We start from the raw sequence: 19,295 nt of genomic DNA, 5'->3' as shown, positions 1-19,295 counted from the left end.
GTCGATTGGCACAGATGCGGGATGTCAGGGCCGCTTCGCGAACCAGAGAGCGATGCCGAGGCCCGGTGCCAGCACCACGAACCAGACCCATCGGGTACGGGCCTGAGCGTCCAGCGGCGCCCGGCAGACGCTGACGAGCGTGGCGACGAACAGCGCGACGTACGCGGCGAGCAGCACCGTCCAGAAGGCGATGCCGGTGAGGGTCGGAGCAAGGTCGGCGGCGGCGATCGGGTGGAGGAGGGTTCCGTTCTCGGTCACAGGTCAATGGTGTCGGCGCAGGCCCCTCCCGCGCGTCTGACCAGGGTCTCGTCCGAGGGTATGACCTGGGTCAGACCCGGGTGGACGGTCCGAAGTGGGCGCAGTTGCTCGCCGGGCCCTCGGACAGCTCGATCACCTGGTCCAGCCGGTCCCGGGTGCGCGTCAGGGCCGCGATCTGCTCGTCGATGCGCTGCCGTTCGGCCGCCAGCCTCGCCCGTGACTCCGGCGTGTTGACCTGGGCGTCGACGCAGGGCAGCAGCTCCAGGATGGTCCGGCTGGAGAGCCCCGCGGCGTACAGCATCTGGATGAGCTGCACCCGGTCGGCGGCCGGCTCCGGGTAGTGGCGCTGCCCGGAGCTGCTGCGGCCGGACTCGAGCAGCCCCTGCTCCTCGTAGTAGCGCAGCGCCCGCACGCTGACACCCGTCCGGGTCGCCAGCTCACCGATCCGCACCGTGACCTCCATCGCACGACTTGCCTCTGACGTCAGCGTCAGGTTTTAGCGTAGCCGACATGCAGATCAACGGAGCAAACGTCCTGGTCACCGGCGCTAACCGGGGCCTCGGACGGCAGTTCGTCACGTCCCTGCTCGACCGCGGCGCCGCGACCGTCTACGCGACGGCCCGCCGCCCTGAGCTCATTGACGTCGCCGGGGCCGTACCCCTGAAATTGGATCTGACCGATCCGGCATCGATCGCCGCCGCGGCCGAGGTGGCGCACGACGTCACCATCCTGATCAACAACGCCGGGATCTCGACCGGCGCCAACCTGGTCACCGGCGACCTGGACGCGATCCGCCGCGAGATGGACACCCACTTCTTCGGCACCCTGAACGTGATCCGCGCCTTCGCGCCCCGGCTGGCCGGCGGCGCCATCCTCAACGTGCTGTCCGCGATCTCCTGGCTCGGTTTCGACGGGGCCGGCGGCTACCACGCCGCGAAGGCCGCCGAATGGGCGCTGACCAACAACGTGCGGATCGAGCTGGCGGCGCAGGGCACGCTCGTCACGGGCCTGCACCTGGGCGCGGCCGACACCGACATGATGGCCGATTACGACGGTCCGAAGATCTCCCCGGCGGCGGTCGTCGCGGCGGCCCTGGACGGCATCGAGGCGGACCGGACCGAGGTGCTCGCCGACGACTGGAGCCGGCTGGTCAAGTCGTGGCTGGCCGAGGACCCGAGCGTCATCTACGCGAAGGCGGCCGCCGCGCTCAGCGCGTGACGTCGTCCGCGCGCAGCGGAAACGTCGCCCAGATGTGTTTCTTCTCCTCGGTCGCGTACCAGCCGACCTCGAGCGAGAACGTCAAGGCGAGCAGCAGTCCCCGCCCGCCGGCATGCAGCGGGCGGGTGTGCGCCAGCTCCGGGAGCCGGGTCAGGTCACGGTCGGCCACGTCGAGGATCACGCTGTCGTCGTTGCGCAGCAACCGGACCTCGGTCGGCGGCCGGCCGTGCCGGATCGCGTTGGTGGCCAGCTCGGTGGCGACCAGCACGATCCGGTCCAGGATGTCGTCGTGGTCGGCGGCCCGCACCAGCGGGTGACCGATCAGCTCCTGCTGGATCGACGCCCGGAGTTCGCGCAGCCCTGCGGCGCTCTCCAGGGTCCACAGCTGCAGCTGCTCGGCGTGCGGCGGTGGCGGGGAGGTTCGAATGGTCTGCACCTGACCGCCATTGCCCCGCCGACGCCCCGGTCATGCGGACCTGGAGTCCGTCATGCCAGGGCCGGCAGCAGGGCGGCGAGATCCCCGAACGTGCCCCGGTGGTTGCTGATCACCTTGGCGAGCGCTCGCCGGAACACCTCGGGATCGACGTCGGTGAGCGTGGCGCCCTGATCCCGCGCCCATGTGGTCTTGGTCTGCGTGGCCTCGGCCCAGAGCCGGATCTCCTCCTCCTGGGCCAGCCCGCCGGCCTGCATGATCGCGTCGCGCATGGCGGTGGGCCGGGCGGAGAGCCAGGTGGCGCTGGCCAGCAGCACGTCCACGCCGTGCTGGTGACGGGTCCAGGACAGGTGCGGCGCGTACTGCTGGTGTTGCTCGGTGGTGTAGAAGACGACGCTGTTCTCGGCGCCGTCGACCAGGCCCTGCTTGAGCGCGGAGCCGATGTCGTTGGTGGCGAGCGGCACCGCGGTCGCGCCCAGCGCGTTGATCATGTCGATCGACACGATGCTCTGCGGCACCCGGATCCGCAGGCCTTTCAGGTCGGCCGGGGAGCGGATCGCCCGTACCCGGTTGTAGAAGTTGCGGTCGCCGGCGTAGAAGAAACCGAGCATGACCAGACCGTGCTCGGCCAGGATCGCCGCGCAGCGCTTCCCGAAATCGCCGCGCATGCTGGTCAGGCACTGCTCGCGGTCGGTGAAGGCGTAGGGCAGGCTCGCCACGCCGAGCCGCTTGTCGTACGCGGTGAGGTTCGCCAGCAGCGTCTTGCAGAAGGCGAGTTTGCCGGTGCGCAGCATCTCCGCCATGCGCTGCTCGTCGCCGAGCTCGCCACCGGGCTTCACGGTCACCCGGCACAGCCCGCCGGTCAGGTCGGACACCTTCTGGGCGAAGAACTTCTCGGCGGCGACCATCGGGCTCGCCGGCTGCACCGATTCGCCGAGCAGCACGTCCACGGCGCCGGCCGGGGCCGAGGAGTCCCGGGAGCATCCGGCCGCCAGCCCTCCGGCGACCGCGCACACCGAGGTCAGCACGGCTCGGCGATCCACATGCTCACGGTAGTGCCGGCGCACCTGTCAGCCGGCGGTTATCGCCATTTCCGACCGGCCCAGCCAGGCGGTCAGCTCGGCGGCGGGCAGCGGCCGGCTGATGTGGTAACCCTGTGCCTCGTCGCAGCCGAGGTCACCGAGGGCACGCAGCGCGTCCTCGTTCTCGACGCCCTCGGCGACCACCCGCAGCCGCAGGTTCTTGGCCAGGTCGACGACCGCCCGCACGATCGTCTCGTCCCGGCTGTTCTCGCACATCTTCATCACGAAGCTCCGGTCGATCTTCAACTCGTGCGGCGGCATGTCCCGCAGATGCGCGATCGAGGAGTACCCGGTGCCGAAGTCGTCGATCGAGATGTGCACGCCGTGCTCGCGCAGCCGCCGCAGCACCTCGCCGGCGCGCTCCATGTCGGTGACCACGGCGCTCTCGGTCATCTCCAGGGTCAACAGCTTCGGCGGTACGCCGTGACGCGCCAGCGCCGCGACGATGGTCTCCGGGAACGCCTCGTCGGTCAGCGACCGGGCCGGGACGTTCACCGACACCGGCAGCTGGTGGCCGAGTTCGGTCCACCGGCCGAGCTGGGCCAGCGCCTGGTCGAGCACGTCGGCGGTGACCATGTCGATCAGGCCGCTCTCCTCGGCGAGCGGGATGAACGCGTCCGGCCCGAGCAGCCCCCGGGTGGGATGCTGCCAGCGCACCAGGGCCTCGGCGCCGCACGGCCGGCGGGTCGCCACGTCGATCTTGGGCTGGTAGAAGACGACCAGCTCGCCGCGCTCGATGCCCTGCCGCAGCTCGCTCTGCAGCGTGAGCCGGCTCGTGTCGCCGGTGTCCAGGGACGGGTCGTAGGCGCAGACGCCGCCGTGCCGGCGCTTCGCCTCGTACATCGCGACGTCCGCGTGCTGCAGCAGCTCGGTGGCGTCGCTGCCGTCGCCGGGGTACGCCGCCACGCCGATGCTCGCGTCGATGTCGACAAGCAGGCCGCTGAGCGCGATCGGCCGGCGCAGCGACTCCAGGATGCGGTGCCCGGCCTCCAGCGCCTGCGTATGATCCGGCGCGCTGGGCAGGATCAGGGCGAACTCATCGCCGCCGAGACGGACGACGAGGTCGTCGGCGCGGCGGCCGCCGGTGAGCCGCTGCGCCACCTCGACGAGCAGCTTGTCGCCGGTGTGGTGCCCGAGCGTGTCGTTGACCTCCTTGAACCGGTCGAGGTCGATGAGCAGCAGGCTGAACGGCGCGTCGGCGGCCCGCCCGCGGCGCACGGCGGCGTCCAGCTCGTGGTGCAGCTTGGCGCGGTTGCCGAGCCCGGTCAGCGAGTCGTGGGTGGCCTCGTGCAGCCGCTGTGCGGCCTGCCGCTCGGCGCGGCGCTGGTACCGGATCAGCACCCGGGCGCAGATCGCGAAGAGTGCCAGCACGACGGCGATCGTCGCCCCCGCGACGGCCTGCAGGATGTCGGCGCGCCGGTTCACCTCGCCCAGGTACTCGGAGAGCTCCTGCTGGTGCTGGTCGCCGATGGCGAGCACGTTGTCACGCAGCGGGGCGAAGGTCATCGAGGCGAGCTCGGTGTATCCGGCGACGTCCGCGCCGTCCTCGGTGTGCGCCACGATGTCGAGAACGATGCGGTTGTAGTTCTCGTACCCGCCGCGGATGGCGTCGAGCTCGGCCCGGTCGACCGCGTTGTTCTGCTGCAGCCAGTCCAGGCTCGCCCGGGCGGCGCCGAGCTTCGCGAGCAGTTCGGTCCGGCGGTACTCCGTCCCCCCGGTCGTCAAATAGCTCCGCAGCGCCGCGTCCTCGGCGTTGATCTGCACCGAGATCCGGTTCAGCGTCTGGGTGACCGTCTGGACCCGGCGGACCTCCTCGGTGGTGTCGGCGGTTCCGCTGGAGGCCATCACCGCCGCGGCGGCCAGGATGCCGATCCCCAGCGCGGTGCCGGCGATCGCCGAACGGCCGGTCGCCTTGGCCTCCAACAGCCGGGCGGGCCGGTCGCCCGCGCCATTCAGCTCCACACGGAGACTTTCGGCGCGGCGGGCCCGGACTTGACCCTTTCTGTCTCAACTCGGCCCCGGCCCCGTCGATGGTAGAAGGGTGCCCGCCCCGTACGCCCGTCCGCCGCTCCTCGCCGACCGGGCGTTCCAGGCCGTCACCGCGCTGGCGATCATCGATGTCGCCGCGTTCCTGTTGCAGGAGCGGACCGGACCGCTCTGGCCGGACGCGCTGAACTGGCTGCTGCTGATCGCGGTCATCGTCCCGACGCTGGCGCTGTGCCGCCGGGTGCGGACCGACCCGGCGTCCGCGCCGGTGGTGCGCCGCTACTGGGGGACGGTCCAGGCCGGCATCACGCTCTTCGTCGGCGTCGCCGCGCTGCGCGCGCTTGTCGCCCTCGGCGCCCCGGGATGGCTGCTGGCGGTGTCCGTGGCACTGCACCTCGTCGGCGGCGTGGTGCTCACCTGGCCGCTGATCGGCCTGCCGTTCAGCGCCGGCGGCCGGGCCCGCACGGTCGGCGTCCGGCTGGACCTGGGCACCCTGACCTTCGCCGCCGGCCTGTTCCTCTGGCACTTCGCCGCCTCCGCGCAGTTCGCCGACGACCGGGTCACCGCGTCCCGCGTGGCGGCCGCGGCCGTCATCATGGGCGCCGGCCTGAACGGCGTGTACCTGGCCGCGAAGGTGGTGCTGGCCGGCGTCGACACGTTCGCGCGGCGCGGGCTCTACTGGATCGGCGGGTCCGCGCTGATCGGCGGGCTCGGCTCGGCGATCAGCTTCCTGCACCCGCATCAGCCCAGCGGCAACCTGTTGCTGCTGGTGCTGCCCCTGGCCGCGTTCGCGGCGGCGGTCGGCGCGCGGGTGCAGGTGGTGGACACCGCCGCCGCTGCCCGGCCCCGGCGGGCATCGCGCGGGTACAGCCGGATGCCGTACGTGGCGATCGCCGCCGTCGACACGCTGGTGCTCTACAACCACATCGAGCACGCCGGCAACGGCATCCTGATCGACGGGGTCGCGGTCACCCTGACCGCCCTCGTGGTGATCCGTCAGCTGATCGCGTTCCGGCTCAACGACACCCTGCTCGCGCGGATCGGCGTCCAGGAGGCACGGTTCCGCCTGCTGGTGCAGAACTCCACCGACATGGTGACGATCACCGATCCCGGCGGCCGGCTCACCTACGTCAGCCCCGCCGCGCGGCGGATGCTCGGCGCCGACCCGGACGAGCTGATCGGCACCGCGATCGCGCCCCGGATCCACCCCGACGACCGGGTCCCGGCGGCCCGGTGCCTGGTCCGGGTGATCGCGGCGCCCGGCGCCACCGCCACCTTCCAGGTACGCGTGCGGCACACCGACGGCGGCTACCGCTGGTTCGAGGTGACGAGCGCGAACCTGACCGGTGAGCCGAGTGTCGCCGGCATCGTCAGCAACGCCCGCGACATCACCGAGACCCGCGAGGTCCGCGACCGGCTCAGCTACGAGGCCAGCCACGACCGGCTCACCGGTCTGACCAACCGGGCGCTGTTCAGCAGGCGCGTCGCCGCCGCGGTGACCGGCGCCGGCCCGGACACGCCGGTCGGCATCGTGCTGATCGACCTGGACGACTTCAAGAACATCAACGAGTCGCTCGGGCACGCCGGCGGGGACGCGCTGCTCGTCCACGTCGCCGAGCGGTTGCGCGCGTGTGTGCGCCCGGCGGACACGGTGGCCCGCCTCGGCGGTGACGAGTTCGCGGTGCTGTTCGAGGGCGCGCGCGGCGCGGACCTCGACCAGGTGCTGACCCGCATCATGGCGGCCCTGCTCGAACCCGCCGTGATCGACGGGGAGCCGATGACCGTACGCGCCAGTTTCGGAGTCGCCGAGGGCCACGGCGGCGACGACCCCGGTGAGCTGCTGCACCGGGCCGAGATCGCGATCCGCGAGGTGAAGGCCCGGGGCGAGGGCGGCATCGAACGGTACCGGCCGGGCATGGAGGCGCGCGGCGCCGAACGCCGCCGCCTGGTCGCCGACCTGCACACCGCGATCACGTCCGGGCAGCTGGTGACGCACTTCCAGCCGGTGGTGACCCTGCCCGGCGGCCGGATCACCGGCGCCGAGGCGCTGGTCCGCTGGCAGCATCCGAGCGAGGGCCTGCTCGGGCCGGGCGCCTTCATCGAGGCCGCCGAGCAGAGCGGCCTGATCGTCGCGCTCGGCGCCTGGGTGCTGCGCGACGCGACACGGGAGGCGGCGACCTGGCCCGGCGAGCTGACGGTTTCGGTGAACGTCTCGGCCCGCCAGCTGCGCGAGACGGGGTTCCCGGACCTGGTGGCGGCGGCGCTGCGCGACAGCGGCCTGCCGCCGCACCGGCTCACCGTGGAGATCACCGAGTCGCTCGCGGTCGGCGGCGGCGCCACCGCCGGGAACCTGCAAGCCTTGCGGGACCTGGGCGTACGGCTGTCGCTTGACGACTTCGGCACCGGCGCCTCCACGCTGAGCCTGCTCGCCAGCTGCCCCGTCGACCAGATCAAGCTGGACCGCTCGTTCGTCCCGGACGGCGGCTCGTTCGCCATCGCCGACGCGGTGGCGCAGATGGCCCGCGCCTTCGGCCTGCAGGCGGTGGCCGAGGGCGTCGAGACCGCCGAGCAGGCGGCCCGGCTGACCGCGCTCGGCTACGACCGGGCGCAGGGCTTCCACTTCGCCCGGCCGATGAGCGCCGCCGACCTGCGCGCCCGGCTCGCCGGTGAGGTCGTCGTCACCGCCACGCCGCTCGGTCATCGGTAGGGTGCGTTCGATGAAGAATCGCGGTCTCCTGGTCGCCGCCGCCGCGCTCGTCGTGTCGGCGCTCGCCGCCGGTGTCTGGTTCGCGCCCCTGCCCTACCTGACCCAGCAGCCCGGGCCCCCGATCGACACCCTCGGCGGGGATGTCATCACGATCTCCGGCGCGGAGTCCTCCGCGTCCACCGGCCGGCTCCTGCTCACCACGATTCAGGTCAGCGACGACGTCGACGTGGCGACGGCCGTGCGCACCTGGTTCGACGACAGCGACGCCCTGGTCCCCCGCGCCGCGGTCTTCCCCGGCGGCCACGACGAGGAGCAGGTCAGGCAGGAGAACCAGGCCTCGTTCGACACGGCCTCGCGGAACGCGATCACCGCCGCCCTCTCCCGGTCCACCCACCCCACGGGGGTACGGGTCCAGGTCTCCCTCGCCGACATCGGCGGCCCCAGCGCAGGCCTCATGATCACGCTCGGCATCATCGACAAGCTCACACCCGCCGACCTCACCGGCGGCCAGGTGATCGCCGGCACCGGCGAACTCGACCCGGACGGTGCCGTCGGCCCGATCGGCGGCATCCCCCAGAAGCTCACCGCCGCCGAGCGGGCCGGCGCCCGCTTCTTCCTGGTCCCCGCCGACAACTGTGCGGAGGCGGTCCCGGTAGCGCCACCCGGTCTGACCCTGGCCCGGGTGTCCACCGTGGACGAGGCGCTGACCGCCCTGAAAGCGATAGCGGCCGGCACTCCCCCGGCGGGCTGCTGAGCCGTCCGCTGCTCCAGGCTTGCCGAGGCCTACGGCAGGGAGAAACCGGAAGAAGGGCCTTTCTGGGAGCAGTACGGAGACGGATTCGCCACTACACTGGCCGACCTGCTGACCGGCGATACCCAGTCGGAGTATCTGAGCCGCTGGCTGGGCGGTCCGCACTCCTACGGCCGCTGATCAGCCGCTGCGTCACTGTCGAGTTTCGATCATCTGCCGAGAAGAACCGAACATCCGCTTCTGGCGCGATCCGGGACTGTTGATCGTCCAGCGGGCCGCGCCGAGTGTTCGGTTCCGCTGGGCCGCCCTCGTCCCTCCTCCCGCCCGTCAGTCCGGCTGCTGCTCCGTGCGAGGTCGTGGCGCTGCAGGGGACTCGGGCGGCGCTGGAAGGGACGTGCGCGCTGGTCCGGCGTACGGATGCAGGTTGAGCTTCTCGTGGATGGCGGCCGGCGGTTTCCGGGTGGTGCGGTACGCCAGGTCCTCCAGATAGATCCACAGGTTGCTGTTGCGCTTGTCGCGTTCGGCGCGCACGAACGGCTCGATCGCCTCCCAGATGCGTCGGGCCTGGGAGCCGTTCGAGCCGATGATCAGCTCCTCCTTGACGATGCCGTGGGCGACGAGCTTGCCGAGGTCGTCGTAGAGACCGCCCACCATGCGCAGATGGGATCGGACCTCCAACGGCAGGTCCGTGTACGGCTCGACCGGCCGCCGGGGAAGTTCGTCGAAGATGAACTGTTGGGCGTCGAAGAACTCCTGGGTTCGGAACCGGCTGAAGACCTGCAGCACGACGGGGAGGGCGTAGCCGTCCATCGTGGTCCGCGTCTGCCGGAGCGCGAGCGTCCCGGAGACGACGAGCGAGACGACGGAGATGGCGATGGAGATGAGGGCGATCGCTGTCTCGACTTCCACACATCCAAGGTAATCGATCAGTTTGGACTGAGGTTTCGCTGGCGTAGTTGCTGCGCCCCGATCTCAGTACCGCACCTGCGGTACACGAGGACACCGCAGCGGGTTGACGCTTCCCGGCCGGGATCGGGCGACGCTGATCAGGCCCTGTTGGAACGCCTGAAAGGCCGCAGCCTTGTCGACTCTCGCGCACTGGTGCTTCCGCCGGCGGTTCGCCGTCGCCGGCGGCTGGATCGTCGCCCTGGTGGCCCTCGCGGCCATCGCGCTCGGCGGCGGGACCGCCTTCACCGACTCCGCCGACCTGCCGGACAGCGAATCGGCGACCGCCTACGCGCTGCTCGCCGAAAGCCAGACCGGGTCCGGGTCCGGGTCCGGCGGGCAGGCCGGCACGGACACGGTCCGCGGCACCGTCGTCTGGCACACCGGCGGCGAGGCCGTCGACTCGGCGGGCGTCAAGGCCGACGTCGCCGCGATGCTCGCCCGCATCAAGGCGGTGCCGGGCGTCGAAGCCGTGGTGAGCCCCTACGACAAGGCCGGGGCCGCCCAGATCAACACCGGGACCGGCACCGCGTACGCCACGATCGTGCTCGCCGCGGACGCCGACACCGCGCCGGTGAAGAGTGCGGCGCTCGCCTCCGACACGGCGGGCTTCGACGTCGAGGTCGGCGGGCAGGCGTTCAGCGAGCAGCCCGGCGCCTCGCACGGCACCGAGGCGGTCGGCATCATCGCCGCCCTGGTCATCCTGGTGCTGATGTTCCGCTCCGGCTGGGCGGCGGCCCTGCCGATCCTGACCGGCGTCGTCGGCGTCGCCGCGTCCCTGCTGCTCGTCATGATCGCCTCGCACGTGGTGGACCTGGCCGCCACCAGCCTCACCATGGGCGCCCTGATCGGCCTCGGTGTGGGTATCGACTACGCGCTGTTCATCGTCAACCGCCACCGCCGGGGGCTGCTCGCCGGCCGTCCGGTACGCGAGAGCATCGCCGACGCGCTGGACACCTCGGGCCGGGCGGTCGTCTTCGCCGGCGCCACGGTGATCGTCGCCCTGCTCGGCATGTTCGTGGTGAACCTCGGCATCCTGACCGGCATGGCCCGCGCCGCAGCGGTGACCGTCCTGTTCACCATCCTGGCCGCGGTCACCCTGCTCCCGGCGCTGCTGGCGATGCTCGGCACCCGGGTCCTGTCCCGCAGGCAGCGTGCCGCCCTGGCCACCGGCGCCGCCCCGGTCGCCGTGCACCGGCCCGGTCTCGCCGCCCGCTGGGCCGCCCTGGTCGATCGGGCCCCGTGGCGCGCCACCGGCGCCGCGGTGCTGGTCATCGCGATCCTGGCCGCGCCGGTCACGATGATGCGGGTCGGTGACGCGGACGCCAGCAGCGATCCGGCCGGCACCCCGGCCCGTGCGTACTACGACCTGATGGCGCCCGCGTTCGGTGACGGCTTCGACGCGTCGCTGCTGCTGGTGGCGAAGGTCCCGGACCCCGCCGCGAGCACCGCGTTCACCGGGCTGGCCGCCACGCTCGCCACCGTCCCCGGCGTCGCGGCGGTCGCCCCGGCCGGGCGGAGCGCGCTCACCGTCGTACCCACGACCAGCGCGCAGACCGAGCAGACCGCGGACCTGGTGCACCGCCTGCGCGACGAGGTGATCCCCGCCGCCGAGGCCGGCACCGGCCTGCGCGTCTACGTCGGTGGCGCGCCCGCGACGAGCATCGACATGGCCGATGCGCTGATGGGCAAGCTGCCGCTGTACCTGGGCCTGATCGCCGTGCTGGGCTTCCTGCTGCTGGCGGTCGCGTTCCGCAGCATCCTGGTGCCGCTGGTCGGCGCGCTCAGCAACCTCGCGACGATCCTGGTCGGCCTCGGCGCGCTCACCGCGATCTTCCAGTTCGGCTGGGGTTCCGAGTTGCTCGGCGTCGGGTCCGGTGCCCCGATCATGTACCTGATCCCGGTCCTGATCGTCGGCGTGGTCTTCGGGCTGTCGATGGACTACCAGGTCTTCCTGGTCAGCCGGATGCACGAGGAGTGGACGCACACCCGCGACAACCGGCGCGCGATCCGGGTCGGCCTGACCGAGACCTCCCAGGTGATCGTCGCCGCGGCCACGATCATGCTCTGCGTGTTCGCGTCCTTCGGGTTCAGCGGCGAGCGGATCGTCTCCGGCATCGGTATCGGCCTGGGCATCGCGGTGCTGGTGGACGCGTTCGTCGTCCGGCTCACCCTGATCCCGGCGCTGATGCGGCTGATCGGCCGGGCGAACTGGGCCTACCCGCGCTGGGCGGACCGGGTGACACCGCACGTCTCGGTCGAAGGCCCGGCCCGCGAGCCCGCACTGTCGGGAAAATGATCACGTGACGACTCGTGTGCTCCTCGCCGACGATCAGGCCCTGCTCCGCGCGACGTTCCGGCTGCTGCTGGACGCCGAACCGGACATCGCGGTGGTCGGCGAGGCCGCCACCGGCGCGCAGGCCGTGGCGCTGGCCCGCGAGACCCGCGCCGACCTGGTGCTGATGGACATCCGGATGCCGGACATGGACGGCATCGAGGCCACCCGGCTGATCAGCTCCGACGAGGACCTGGCCGGTGTCCGGGTGCTGATCCTCACGACGTTCGAGACCGACGAGCTCGTGGTGGCGGCGCTGCGGGCCGGCGCCAGCGGCTTCCTCGGCAAGGGCGTCGACCCGGCGGTCCTGCTGCACGCGGTCCGGACGGTCGCGGCCGGCGAGTCCCTGCTGTCGCCGAACGCGACCACCGCGCTGATCGGCCGGTTCCTGGCCCAGCCGGATCCGGCGCAGGTGACCGTCGCGGCGGCGCTCGGCGAGCTGACCGTCCGGGAACGCGAGATCACCGCCATGGTCGGCGCGGGCCTGTCCAACCCGGAGATCGCGGACCGGCTCGGCATCAGCGTCGCCACCGCGAAGACCCACGTCAACCGGGCGATGATGAAAACCGGCGCCCGCGACCGCGCCCAGCTGGTGGTCTTCGCCTACGAGAACGGCCTGGTCCGGGTGGGCGACAGATGACCGGCACCGGACGGTACGCCTGGCGCGTCTGGGCGCCGCCCATCCTCACCGTGATGATCATGATGGCGGCGGTCGCCTACCAGCGCGGGCACCTGCTGCGCTCGCCCACCGACGGCCAGCTGATCCTGATCCTGCTCGGTGCGACGGCCCTGCTCTTCCGGCTGCGCAGCCCGGCGGCGGTCACGGCGGTGACCGTGCTGACGGGCACCGCGTTGCCGCTGGCCGGCGGTCACCTCGTACTGATGGATGTGGCCGCTGTCGTCGCCCTCTACACCCTGGCGACGCTGCGGGACCGGCGGACGGCCTGGACCGCCGGGGTGCTCGCCGCCGTGTCGCTGACCGCGGCCGCGATCCCGTGGCAGGCGGGCGGCCTGTTCGACCTGGCCAACCTGGTGCCGGCCAACTACGCGCTGATCGCCGTCGCCCTCGGGGTGGCGGCGAAGGACCGGCAGGCGCTGCTCGCGCAGATCCGGGAGCGGGCCGAGCAGGACGCCCGGCGCCGGGTCCACGAGGAGCGGGTCCGGATCGCGCGCGACCTGCACGACGTGGTCGCCCACCACATCACCCTCGTCAACGCGCAGGCCGGGGTGGCGCACCATCTCATGGAAGCGCACCCGGACCGAGCCCGCGAGGCCTTGGCCGGGATCCGGGACACCAGCCGCACCGCGCTGGACGAGCTGCGCGCCACGGTCGGGCTGCTGCGCGCCGACGACGACCCGCCGGACAGTCTGCGGCCGGCGCCGGCGTTCGCCGACGTCGACGCGCTGATCGAGGGTTTCCGGCAGGCCGGTCAGGACATCACTGTGAGCCGGACCGGGACGCCGCGGCCGCTGACCGGCGCCGGGGACCTCGCCGCGTACCGGATCGTGCAGGAGGCCCTGACCAACGCGGGCAAGCACGGGACCGGCCGGCGGGTGGAGGTGGCGCTCGACCAGCGTGAGACGGACCTGCGGATCACGGTGGTCAATCCGGCGCAGGCCGGGCATCGCGGCGAGGGCACCGGGCACGGACTGATCGGCATGCGGGAGCGCGCCGAGGCCGCCGGGGGCACGCTCACCTGCGGGATGCGCGCGGACGGCGCCTTCGAGGTCGTCGCCACCCTGCCCGTGGCCCGCGGTTGACGGTCGCGGCAGGCGATAATCGCCCGATGCCCTCGTTCGTCACCACACCGCGCAGCCTCGGCGACCTCAGCACCATCGAGTACGGGTTCGCAACCGCCCGCCGCGGTGACGCCGAGCCGTGGGCCCGCGACGAGCTGCTGGTGGTCACGTTCGCGGGCGTCTACGGGGTGGGCAGCGCGGGCAACGGCGACGCCGCGTTCATGCAGGGGGTGGTCGCGCTCGGGCTTCGCGCGTTCACACCGGCCGGCGTCGTGCTGGACCTGCGGGAGGTCGACTACCGCTGGGGCGACATGATGGGCGCGGTGCTCAACGCCGCCATCGTCCGCGGCGTCGCACCCGGAGTCGTGGTGTCCGGCAGGTGCCGGCCGGCCCTGACCAGCCTGGTCGGCGCCGAGCTCGGCGAGGACCCGGGCGGGTGGCTGTTCGACGATCCGAACGATGCGCTGAACACCGTCGACACCGCCGTCCGCCGCTTGCCGGGTTCGGCGTAATCGCTTGCGATCCGGTCCGGCCCTGGTGAGGCTTGCCGTGTGTCTCGACGTTCGGACGACGTGAACCCGGTGGGATCTCCCGAGCGGCTCGGCGCCTGGGGCTCCGGCACGCACGCCGCCGACGCGGTTCTGCTCGACGGCGTCGTGCGAAAGACCGCCGGACCATGGACGCCTGCGGTCCTCGCGCTGCTCCGGCACCTGGAGCAAAGTGGTTTCCCGGGTGCGCCGCGCGTGGTCGGCGACGGGTACGGCTTCGTGCCGGGCGAGTCCCCGCATCCACACGCCTGGCCGGACGAGGAAGTGGGCGGAGTGGGCGCGCTGTTACGAGGCGTGCACGACGCCACCGCGGCGTTCACGCCGCCCGCCGACGCCGTGTGGCAGAGCAGCTGGCTCCGCGATCTCGGTGGCGACGACATCGTGATCGGGCACGGCGACCCCGGGCCGTGGAACATCGTCGGCGAGGCCGGGCGGCCCGACGCGTTCATCGACTGGGAGTTCGCCGGCCCGGTGGACCGCCTCTGGGAACTCGCCGCGACCGTGTGGCTGAACGCCCAGCTCGTCGACGACGACGTCGCGGAGATGCAGGGCTTGCCCGGCCCACTCACCAGGGCTCGTCATGCCCGAGCCATCGCCGACGGATACGGCCTGCCCAGGGCGGCACGGGACGAGCTGGTCGACCGTCTCACCGATGTCGCGATCCACAACGCACGCCACGAGGCGGTCGCCGAGGGCGTTACCATCGACAGCACCGCAGCGGTGACCGACACCGGCTACCCGATCCTGTGGGCCGTCACGTGGCGAGCACGGAGCGCCTCGTGGATCGCCCGGAACCGCCCGATGATCCGCCGCGTGATGCTGGAATAGACGCCCCTCGGCGCACGGCAGTAGACGCCGCTCGGAGCACGGCTCGGAGCCGATCGACACGCACACAGCGCGAAGCCGACCGGCACACACGGCCCGGAAGCCGGCCGGCACACGCACGGCCCGGAAGCCGGCCGGCACACGCACGGCCCGGAAGCCCGCCGGCACACGCACGGCCCGGAAGCCCGCCGGCGATCAGATGAGCCGGCCCATCGCCTATCGCGGGCGGTGCCGCCGCAGCCACGCCGCCTGGCCGCCGTCGATGAGCAGGTCGGTGCCGGTGACATAGAGCGACCCCGGCCCGGTCAGGAACGCCACCGCCTCCGCGATCTCCGCAGGCGTACCGGTGCGGCCGATTCCACAGGCCCGCAGCATCTCCATCATGTGTTCCCCCGACGCCGACTCCTGCTCGGCCCTGGCCATCGCGGTGGAAATGACGCCGGGGCTGAGCGAGTTGATCCGGGCGCCGCGCCGGTTGTAGGCCAGCGCCGCCGCCTGCACCCGCACCTGGTTGGCACGTTTGGCGAGGATGTAGGCGGCGATCGGGTCACCGTCGAACCCGGTGACCACGCCGAGGTCGAGCAGCCGGTCCGCCGGGGTCGTGGCCAGCACCTGCTCGTCGTCCGCGCTGAGCTGCGCGTAGTGCCCCGCCATGCTCGCCACGCAGACGACCGCGGTGCCGCCGGTCGCCACCGGCTCGAACGCGTCGATCAGCCGGGCGGTCCCAACCAGATCAACGTCCCAGATCTTGGGTACGGTCGACCCCGCGGCCGACACCCCGGCGGTGTGCACGAGCGCGACCAGCCGACCCGCCCCGGCCGCCACCTCGGCCAGCGCCTCCACCGAACCCTGATCCGCGATGTCGGTGACCTGCTCCCGGACGTCGTAGCCCTCACCCCGCAACGCCGTCACCGCCCGATCGAGATGCTCGGGGAACGCGTCGGCGAGCACCACCGTCCGCCCACTGCCGATCCGGCGGGCCACGGCCGTGCCCATGCCGCCCGCGCCGGTGATCACGACGACGTCCCTGCTCACAGCGAACCTCCGGAGGCGATGGCCTGCCGCCACGGGCGGATGGCCTTGGGTGGCATGCCGACGGCGAGCGCGCCGACCAGGCGGCCGTCGCGGTGGTAGGCGGCCAGGAAACGGCGCTCGTCGAGCGACCCGTCGACGATCTCGACGGCGTCGTGGCCGCGCAGGTACCCGTATGCGTGGATCTTCAGGTCGTACTGATCGGACCAGAAGTACGGCACCGGGGCGAACGGCCGGCCCGCGCCGAGCAGGTTGCGGGCGGCGGCCATGCCCTGCTCGGCGGCGTTGGTGCGATGCTCGATGCGCATGTCCACGCCGAACAGCGGGTTGTGCCACCGCGCCACGTCACCGGCCGCGTAGACGCCGGGCGCCGCCGCGCAGAACTCGTCACAGACCACGCCGTCGCCGACGGTCAGCCCGGAGCCGTCCAGCCAGTCGGTGTTCGGCACCGACCCAACCGCGACCAGCACCTCATCAGCGGCGACCACCGTCCCGTCAGCGAGCAGCGCTCCCCCATGAGCGGTCGCCGTCCCGTCCGGGTGCAGCGCTCCCCCATCAGCGATCGCCGTCCCGTCCGGGAGCCGCGCTCCCGCGTCCACGATCGCCGTCACGGTGACCCCGGTGCGCAGGTCGACGCCGTGCTCGCGGTGCACGGCGGAGAGCATCCGGCCGACAGGCTCCCCGACGGCGTGCGCGAGCGGCACCGGCGCCGGCTCCAGCAGGGTCACCTCACAGCCGAGGCCGCGCGCCACGGCGGCGCACTCGGCGCCGAGGAACCCGGCGCCCACGACGGTCAGCCGGGTGCCGGGACGCAGGCGTTTCCTCAGTTCCAGAGCGTCGGACAGCGTACGGATGACATGTCCCGCCCCACCCGCAAGCGCACGTGGCCGAACTCCGGTTGCCACGACGAGCCCGTCGTACTCAACATCGCTGCCGTCGCTGAGTGCGACGGAACGCGCAGCCGTGTCCAGTCCGGTCGCCCGCACGCCCCGTCGCAGGTCCAGGTCGAGCGCGGCGAGCTGCTCCGCGGTGCGCAGCGCGATCCGATCGGGCTCCCACTGCGACGCCAGAATCTGTTTGGACAGCGGCGGCCGGTCGTAGGGCGCGTCGAGCTCCTCCCCGATCAGCGTGATCGTGCCGGTGAACCCCTCCCGGCGCAGCGTCTCCACCGAGGCCAGACCCGCGGCCGAGGCGCCCACGACGACGATCCGGTTCACTGCTCCACCAGCCGGATCGCCGCCGCCGGGCAGACCGCCGCCGCCTCGCGCACCGCGTCGTGCTGGTCCGCGCCGGGCGTCGCGTCGAGCACGATAGCCACGCCGTCGTCGTCGCGCTGGTCGAACACCTCGGGGGCGACCATCGCGCACTGCCCGGCGGCGACGCACTTCGGCTCGTCGAACTCCACTCGCATCGTCTGTGCTCCTCTCACCACGTCACCGGTCACCACGTCACCGGCAGCGACCGCAGGCCGTAGGCGACGCCCTCCATCGCGAACTCGACCTGCTCGAACGGCACCGCGAGCGCCAGCGTCGGGATGCGGCGGTAGAGGGTGCCGTAGACGACCTGCAGCTCGACGCGGGCCAGCGACTGCCCGAGGCACTGGTGGGCGCCGTAACCGAACGCGTGGTGCGAGCGGGCCGGCCGGGTCAGGTCGAGCCGGTCGGGCTCGGGGAACTCGGCGGGGTCGTAGTTGGCGCCGGCCAGCTCGAAGACGACGCCGTCGCCGGCCCGGATCGTGACGCCGTGCAGCTCGATGTCCTCGACGGCGATGCGGCGGATGCCGGAGTGCACGATCGTCAGGTACCGCAGCAGCTCCTCGGCCGCGTTGGCGACGAATCGCGCGTCGTCGCTCCGCTCCCGCAGCAGCGCGAGCTGGTCGGGGTTGCGCAGCAGCGCGAGCGTGCCGAGCGAGATCATGCTGGCGCTTGTCTCGTGGCCGGCGATCAGGATCGCGGAGGCCATCGTGACCGCCTCGGCGAAGGTCATCTCCCCCGCGCTGACCCGGGCGCCCATCTCGGACATCACGTCGTCCTGCGGGTCGGCGATCTTCCGGGTGAGCAGGGCCGACAGGTACTCCCCGAGGCCCTGCCCGGCCCGCTCCCCCTCCTCGGGGTCGGTGTCGTGGCTGATCGCCCGGCGGCTCGCGGCCTGGAAGAACTCGTGGTCCGCATAGGGCACCCCGAGGATCTGGGTGATCACCAGGGTCGGCACCGGCAGACCGATCGCCGCGACCAGGTCGGCCGGTCGCGGACCGGCGAGCATGTCGTCGACCAGGCCGTCGAAGGTCTCCTGGATCCGGGGGCGCAGCGCCTCCACCCGCTTGACCATGAAGGGGGCGTTGACCGTACGCCGCAACCGGGTGTGCTCCGGCGGATCCGTGTTCGTGATGAGGTCGGGGATGTGCGGGGCCATCGCCGCCCGCGCCTTGGTCATGTGCGGATAGCCGGGCCTCTTCTCCTGGATGCTCAGCCGCGGGTCGTTGAGCAGGGCCCGCTGGTCGGCGTGCCGGGTGATGAACCACGGGGTGCTGCCGTCCCAGATGCGCACCTTGCCGACCGGGGGCATGTCGCGCACCTCGGGGGCGGGCGCGAACGGGCAGCGGGCGTCCCGCTGCATCGGGTAATACGGGGCTTCTGGCATGAAGCCATACAAACAACCTGACCTGACACGACCCGGACCCGAAGCTGACATTTGCCGGACATCAGCCGAGCCGGTACCCGAAGCCGCGCTTGGTGTGGATCAGTGGCGGGCCGGCCTCGTCGACCTTCTGCCGCAGCCGGGACACCAGACGCTCGATGGTGTTGACGTCGCGCGACTCGCCCCAGACGCGCTGGGCCAGCTGCTCCTTGGAGAGCACCTGCCCGGCGTGGACCAGCAGGTGACGCAGCAATCGGTACTCCGCGGCCGTCACCTCGATCGGCCGGTCACCCCGCCAGACCTGACAGGTCACCTCGTCGAGCAGCAGATCACCGCGGCGCAGCACGGGTTGCCGCAGCTGGACCTCCACCCGAGCCAGCAACTCGGGGATCCGGCACGGCTTGGTGACGTAGTCCTCGATCTCCGTGCCGACCTCGGGCAGCAGCGTGCTCAGGGCCTCGCACGTGGTCATGCAGATGATCGGTGGCCGGTCGGTGAGAACCGGGCGGCGGCCGGCCAGGTCGTACAGATCCGGGATGTCGATGTCGACCACGATGAGGTCGACGTGCCCGGCCGTGATCCGTGCCATCGCCTCGGCGCCGGTCGCCACCGCGGTGACCGCGTGGCCCTCCGCCGTCAACCGCTCGGCCAGCGATCTCCGCAACTCGTCCTGCGGGACCACCACGAGCAGGTGGCCACCGGCCACCGCATGCCGGGACACCATCGGCACCTCCTCGCCACGACGCCCCCAGCATGCCAGCGGACAACCGGCCCGGCATCCACCAGCCGCGGTATCCC

The 19,295-nt window shown here is 72.2% G+C and carries 19 protein-coding genes; 8 read left to right on the top strand and 11 right to left on the bottom strand.

All coding sequences use genetic code 11. The annotated features are described in order from the left end of the window. Positions 1-24: 24 nt before the first annotated feature. Both AMIS_RS15025 and AMIS_RS15020 read right to left on the bottom strand, forming a co-directional pair. A complete protein-coding gene (locus tag AMIS_RS15025) occupies positions 25-258 on the bottom strand; it encodes a hypothetical protein (RefSeq protein WP_014443168.1) in 234 nt (77 codons plus the stop codon). Positions 259-328: 70 nt separating this feature from the next. Continuing rightward, the gene (locus AMIS_RS15020; RefSeq protein WP_014443167.1) at positions 329-709 is read right to left on the bottom strand and encodes a MerR family transcriptional regulator; all 381 of its coding nucleotides are present in this window, start codon (positions 707-709) and stop codon (positions 329-331) included. 59 nt (positions 710-768) lie between these two features. Here AMIS_RS15020 and AMIS_RS15015 point away from each other — a divergent pair, with 59 nt between their 5' ends. Beyond that, entirely contained in the window at positions 769-1,476 is a 708-nt protein-coding gene (locus AMIS_RS15015; protein ID WP_014443166.1) for an SDR family oxidoreductase, read from the top strand. Here the strand turns inward: AMIS_RS15015 and AMIS_RS15010 are convergent. The 3 genes from AMIS_RS15010 to AMIS_RS15000 are packed head-to-tail and all read right to left on the bottom strand — an operon-like array spanning position 1,466 to position 4,953. Further along, entirely contained in the window at positions 1,466-1,912 is a 447-nt protein-coding gene (locus AMIS_RS15010) for an ATP-binding protein (protein ID WP_014443165.1), read from the bottom strand. The genes AMIS_RS15015 and AMIS_RS15010 overlap by 11 nt on opposite strands. Positions 1,913-1,962: 50 nt before the next feature. Beyond that, on the bottom strand, positions 1,963-2,952 hold the full coding sequence (dctP, locus tag AMIS_RS15005; protein WP_157434870.1) for a TRAP transporter substrate-binding protein DctP: 990 nt from the start codon (positions 2,950-2,952) through the stop codon (positions 1,963-1,965). Positions 2,953-2,979: 27 nt separating this feature from the next. Then, a complete protein-coding gene (locus AMIS_RS15000) occupies positions 2,980-4,953 on the bottom strand; it encodes a putative bifunctional diguanylate cyclase/phosphodiesterase (protein ID WP_014443163.1) in 1,974 nt (657 codons plus the stop codon). A 79-nt stretch (positions 4,954-5,032) separates the two neighbouring features. On the opposite strand from AMIS_RS15000, the gene AMIS_RS40545 reads away from it, so the two are divergent. Together AMIS_RS40545 and AMIS_RS14990 are read left to right on the top strand one after the other, a co-directional pair. After that, positions 5,033-7,684 carry a putative bifunctional diguanylate cyclase/phosphodiesterase gene (locus AMIS_RS40545; RefSeq protein WP_014443162.1) on the top strand — a complete coding sequence of 884 codons (2,652 nt, stop codon included), beginning with the start codon at positions 5,033-5,035 and terminating at the stop codon, positions 7,682-7,684. A gap of 10 nt (positions 7,685-7,694) precedes the next feature. Beyond that, complete coding sequence (locus tag AMIS_RS14990; protein WP_014443161.1) at positions 7,695-8,438, top strand: S16 family serine protease; 744 nt, start codon at positions 7,695-7,697, stop codon at positions 8,436-8,438. Between the two features lie 324 nt (positions 8,439-8,762). Here AMIS_RS14990 and AMIS_RS14985 read toward each other — a convergent pair whose 3' ends face one another. Beyond that, complete coding sequence (locus AMIS_RS14985; RefSeq protein ID WP_014443160.1) at positions 8,763-9,344, bottom strand: DUF4760 domain-containing protein; 582 nt, start codon at positions 9,342-9,344, stop codon at positions 8,763-8,765. A 172-nt stretch (positions 9,345-9,516) separates the two neighbouring features. On the opposite strand from AMIS_RS14985, the gene AMIS_RS14980 reads away from it, so the two are divergent. From AMIS_RS14980 to AMIS_RS14960, 5 genes are read left to right on the top strand one after another with little or no spacing between them, the layout of a single operon-like run. Then, positions 9,517-11,679: an MMPL family transporter gene (locus AMIS_RS14980; protein ID WP_014443159.1), complete on the top strand. Its 2,163-nt coding sequence runs from the start codon at positions 9,517-9,519 to the stop codon at positions 11,677-11,679. Between the two features lie 4 nt (positions 11,680-11,683). Continuing rightward, positions 11,684-12,355, top strand: a complete 672-nt coding sequence (locus AMIS_RS14975; RefSeq protein ID WP_014443158.1) for a response regulator — start codon at positions 11,684-11,686, stop codon at positions 12,353-12,355. Further along, positions 12,352-13,476 carry a sensor histidine kinase gene (locus AMIS_RS14970; protein WP_014443157.1) on the top strand — a complete coding sequence of 375 codons (1,125 nt, stop codon included), beginning with the start codon at positions 12,352-12,354 and terminating at the stop codon, positions 13,474-13,476. Before AMIS_RS14975 ends, AMIS_RS14970 begins: the two co-directional genes overlap by 4 nt. 26 nt (positions 13,477-13,502) lie before the next feature. Then, the gene (locus tag AMIS_RS40540; RefSeq protein WP_014443156.1) at positions 13,503-13,967 is read left to right on the top strand and encodes a hypothetical protein; all 465 of its coding nucleotides are present in this window, start codon (positions 13,503-13,505) and stop codon (positions 13,965-13,967) included. 39 nt (positions 13,968-14,006) lie between these two features. Next, complete coding sequence (locus AMIS_RS14960) at positions 14,007-14,831, top strand: phosphotransferase (protein WP_197538021.1); 825 nt, start codon at positions 14,007-14,009, stop codon at positions 14,829-14,831. 213 nt (positions 14,832-15,044) lie between these two features. Here AMIS_RS14960 and AMIS_RS14955 read toward each other — a convergent pair whose 3' ends face one another. The 5 genes from AMIS_RS14955 to AMIS_RS14935 all read right to left on the bottom strand — a co-directional run bounded on the left by AMIS_RS14955 (position 15,045) and on the right by AMIS_RS14935 (position 19,221). After that, a complete protein-coding gene (locus AMIS_RS14955; protein ID WP_014443154.1) occupies positions 15,045-15,863 on the bottom strand; it encodes an SDR family oxidoreductase in 819 nt (272 codons plus the stop codon). After that, positions 15,860-17,077: an NAD(P)/FAD-dependent oxidoreductase gene (locus AMIS_RS14950; RefSeq protein WP_014443153.1), complete on the bottom strand. Its 1,218-nt coding sequence runs from the start codon at positions 17,075-17,077 to the stop codon at positions 15,860-15,862. Before AMIS_RS14950 ends, AMIS_RS14955 begins: the two co-directional genes overlap by 4 nt. Next, positions 17,074-17,271, bottom strand: a complete 198-nt coding sequence (locus tag AMIS_RS14945; protein ID WP_014443152.1) for a ferredoxin — start codon at positions 17,269-17,271, stop codon at positions 17,074-17,076. Before AMIS_RS14945 ends, AMIS_RS14950 begins: the two co-directional genes overlap by 4 nt. 29 nt (positions 17,272-17,300) lie before the next feature. Beyond that, positions 17,301-18,500 (bottom strand): cytochrome P450, encoded by a 1,200-nt coding sequence (locus tag AMIS_RS14940; protein WP_051042000.1) that lies wholly within the window; start codon positions 18,498-18,500, stop codon positions 17,301-17,303. 61 nt (positions 18,501-18,561) lie between these two features. Then, entirely contained in the window at positions 18,562-19,221 is a 660-nt protein-coding gene (locus tag AMIS_RS14935) for a response regulator transcription factor (protein ID WP_014443150.1), read from the bottom strand. Between the last annotated feature and the right edge of the window lie 74 nt (positions 19,222-19,295).

The sequence above is a fragment of the Actinoplanes missouriensis 431 genome, assembly GCF_000284295.1.
Lineage (GTDB): Bacteria > Actinomycetota > Actinomycetes > Mycobacteriales > Micromonosporaceae > Actinoplanes > Actinoplanes missouriensis.
This window is presented reverse-complemented; position numbering and strand designations above follow the sequence as displayed.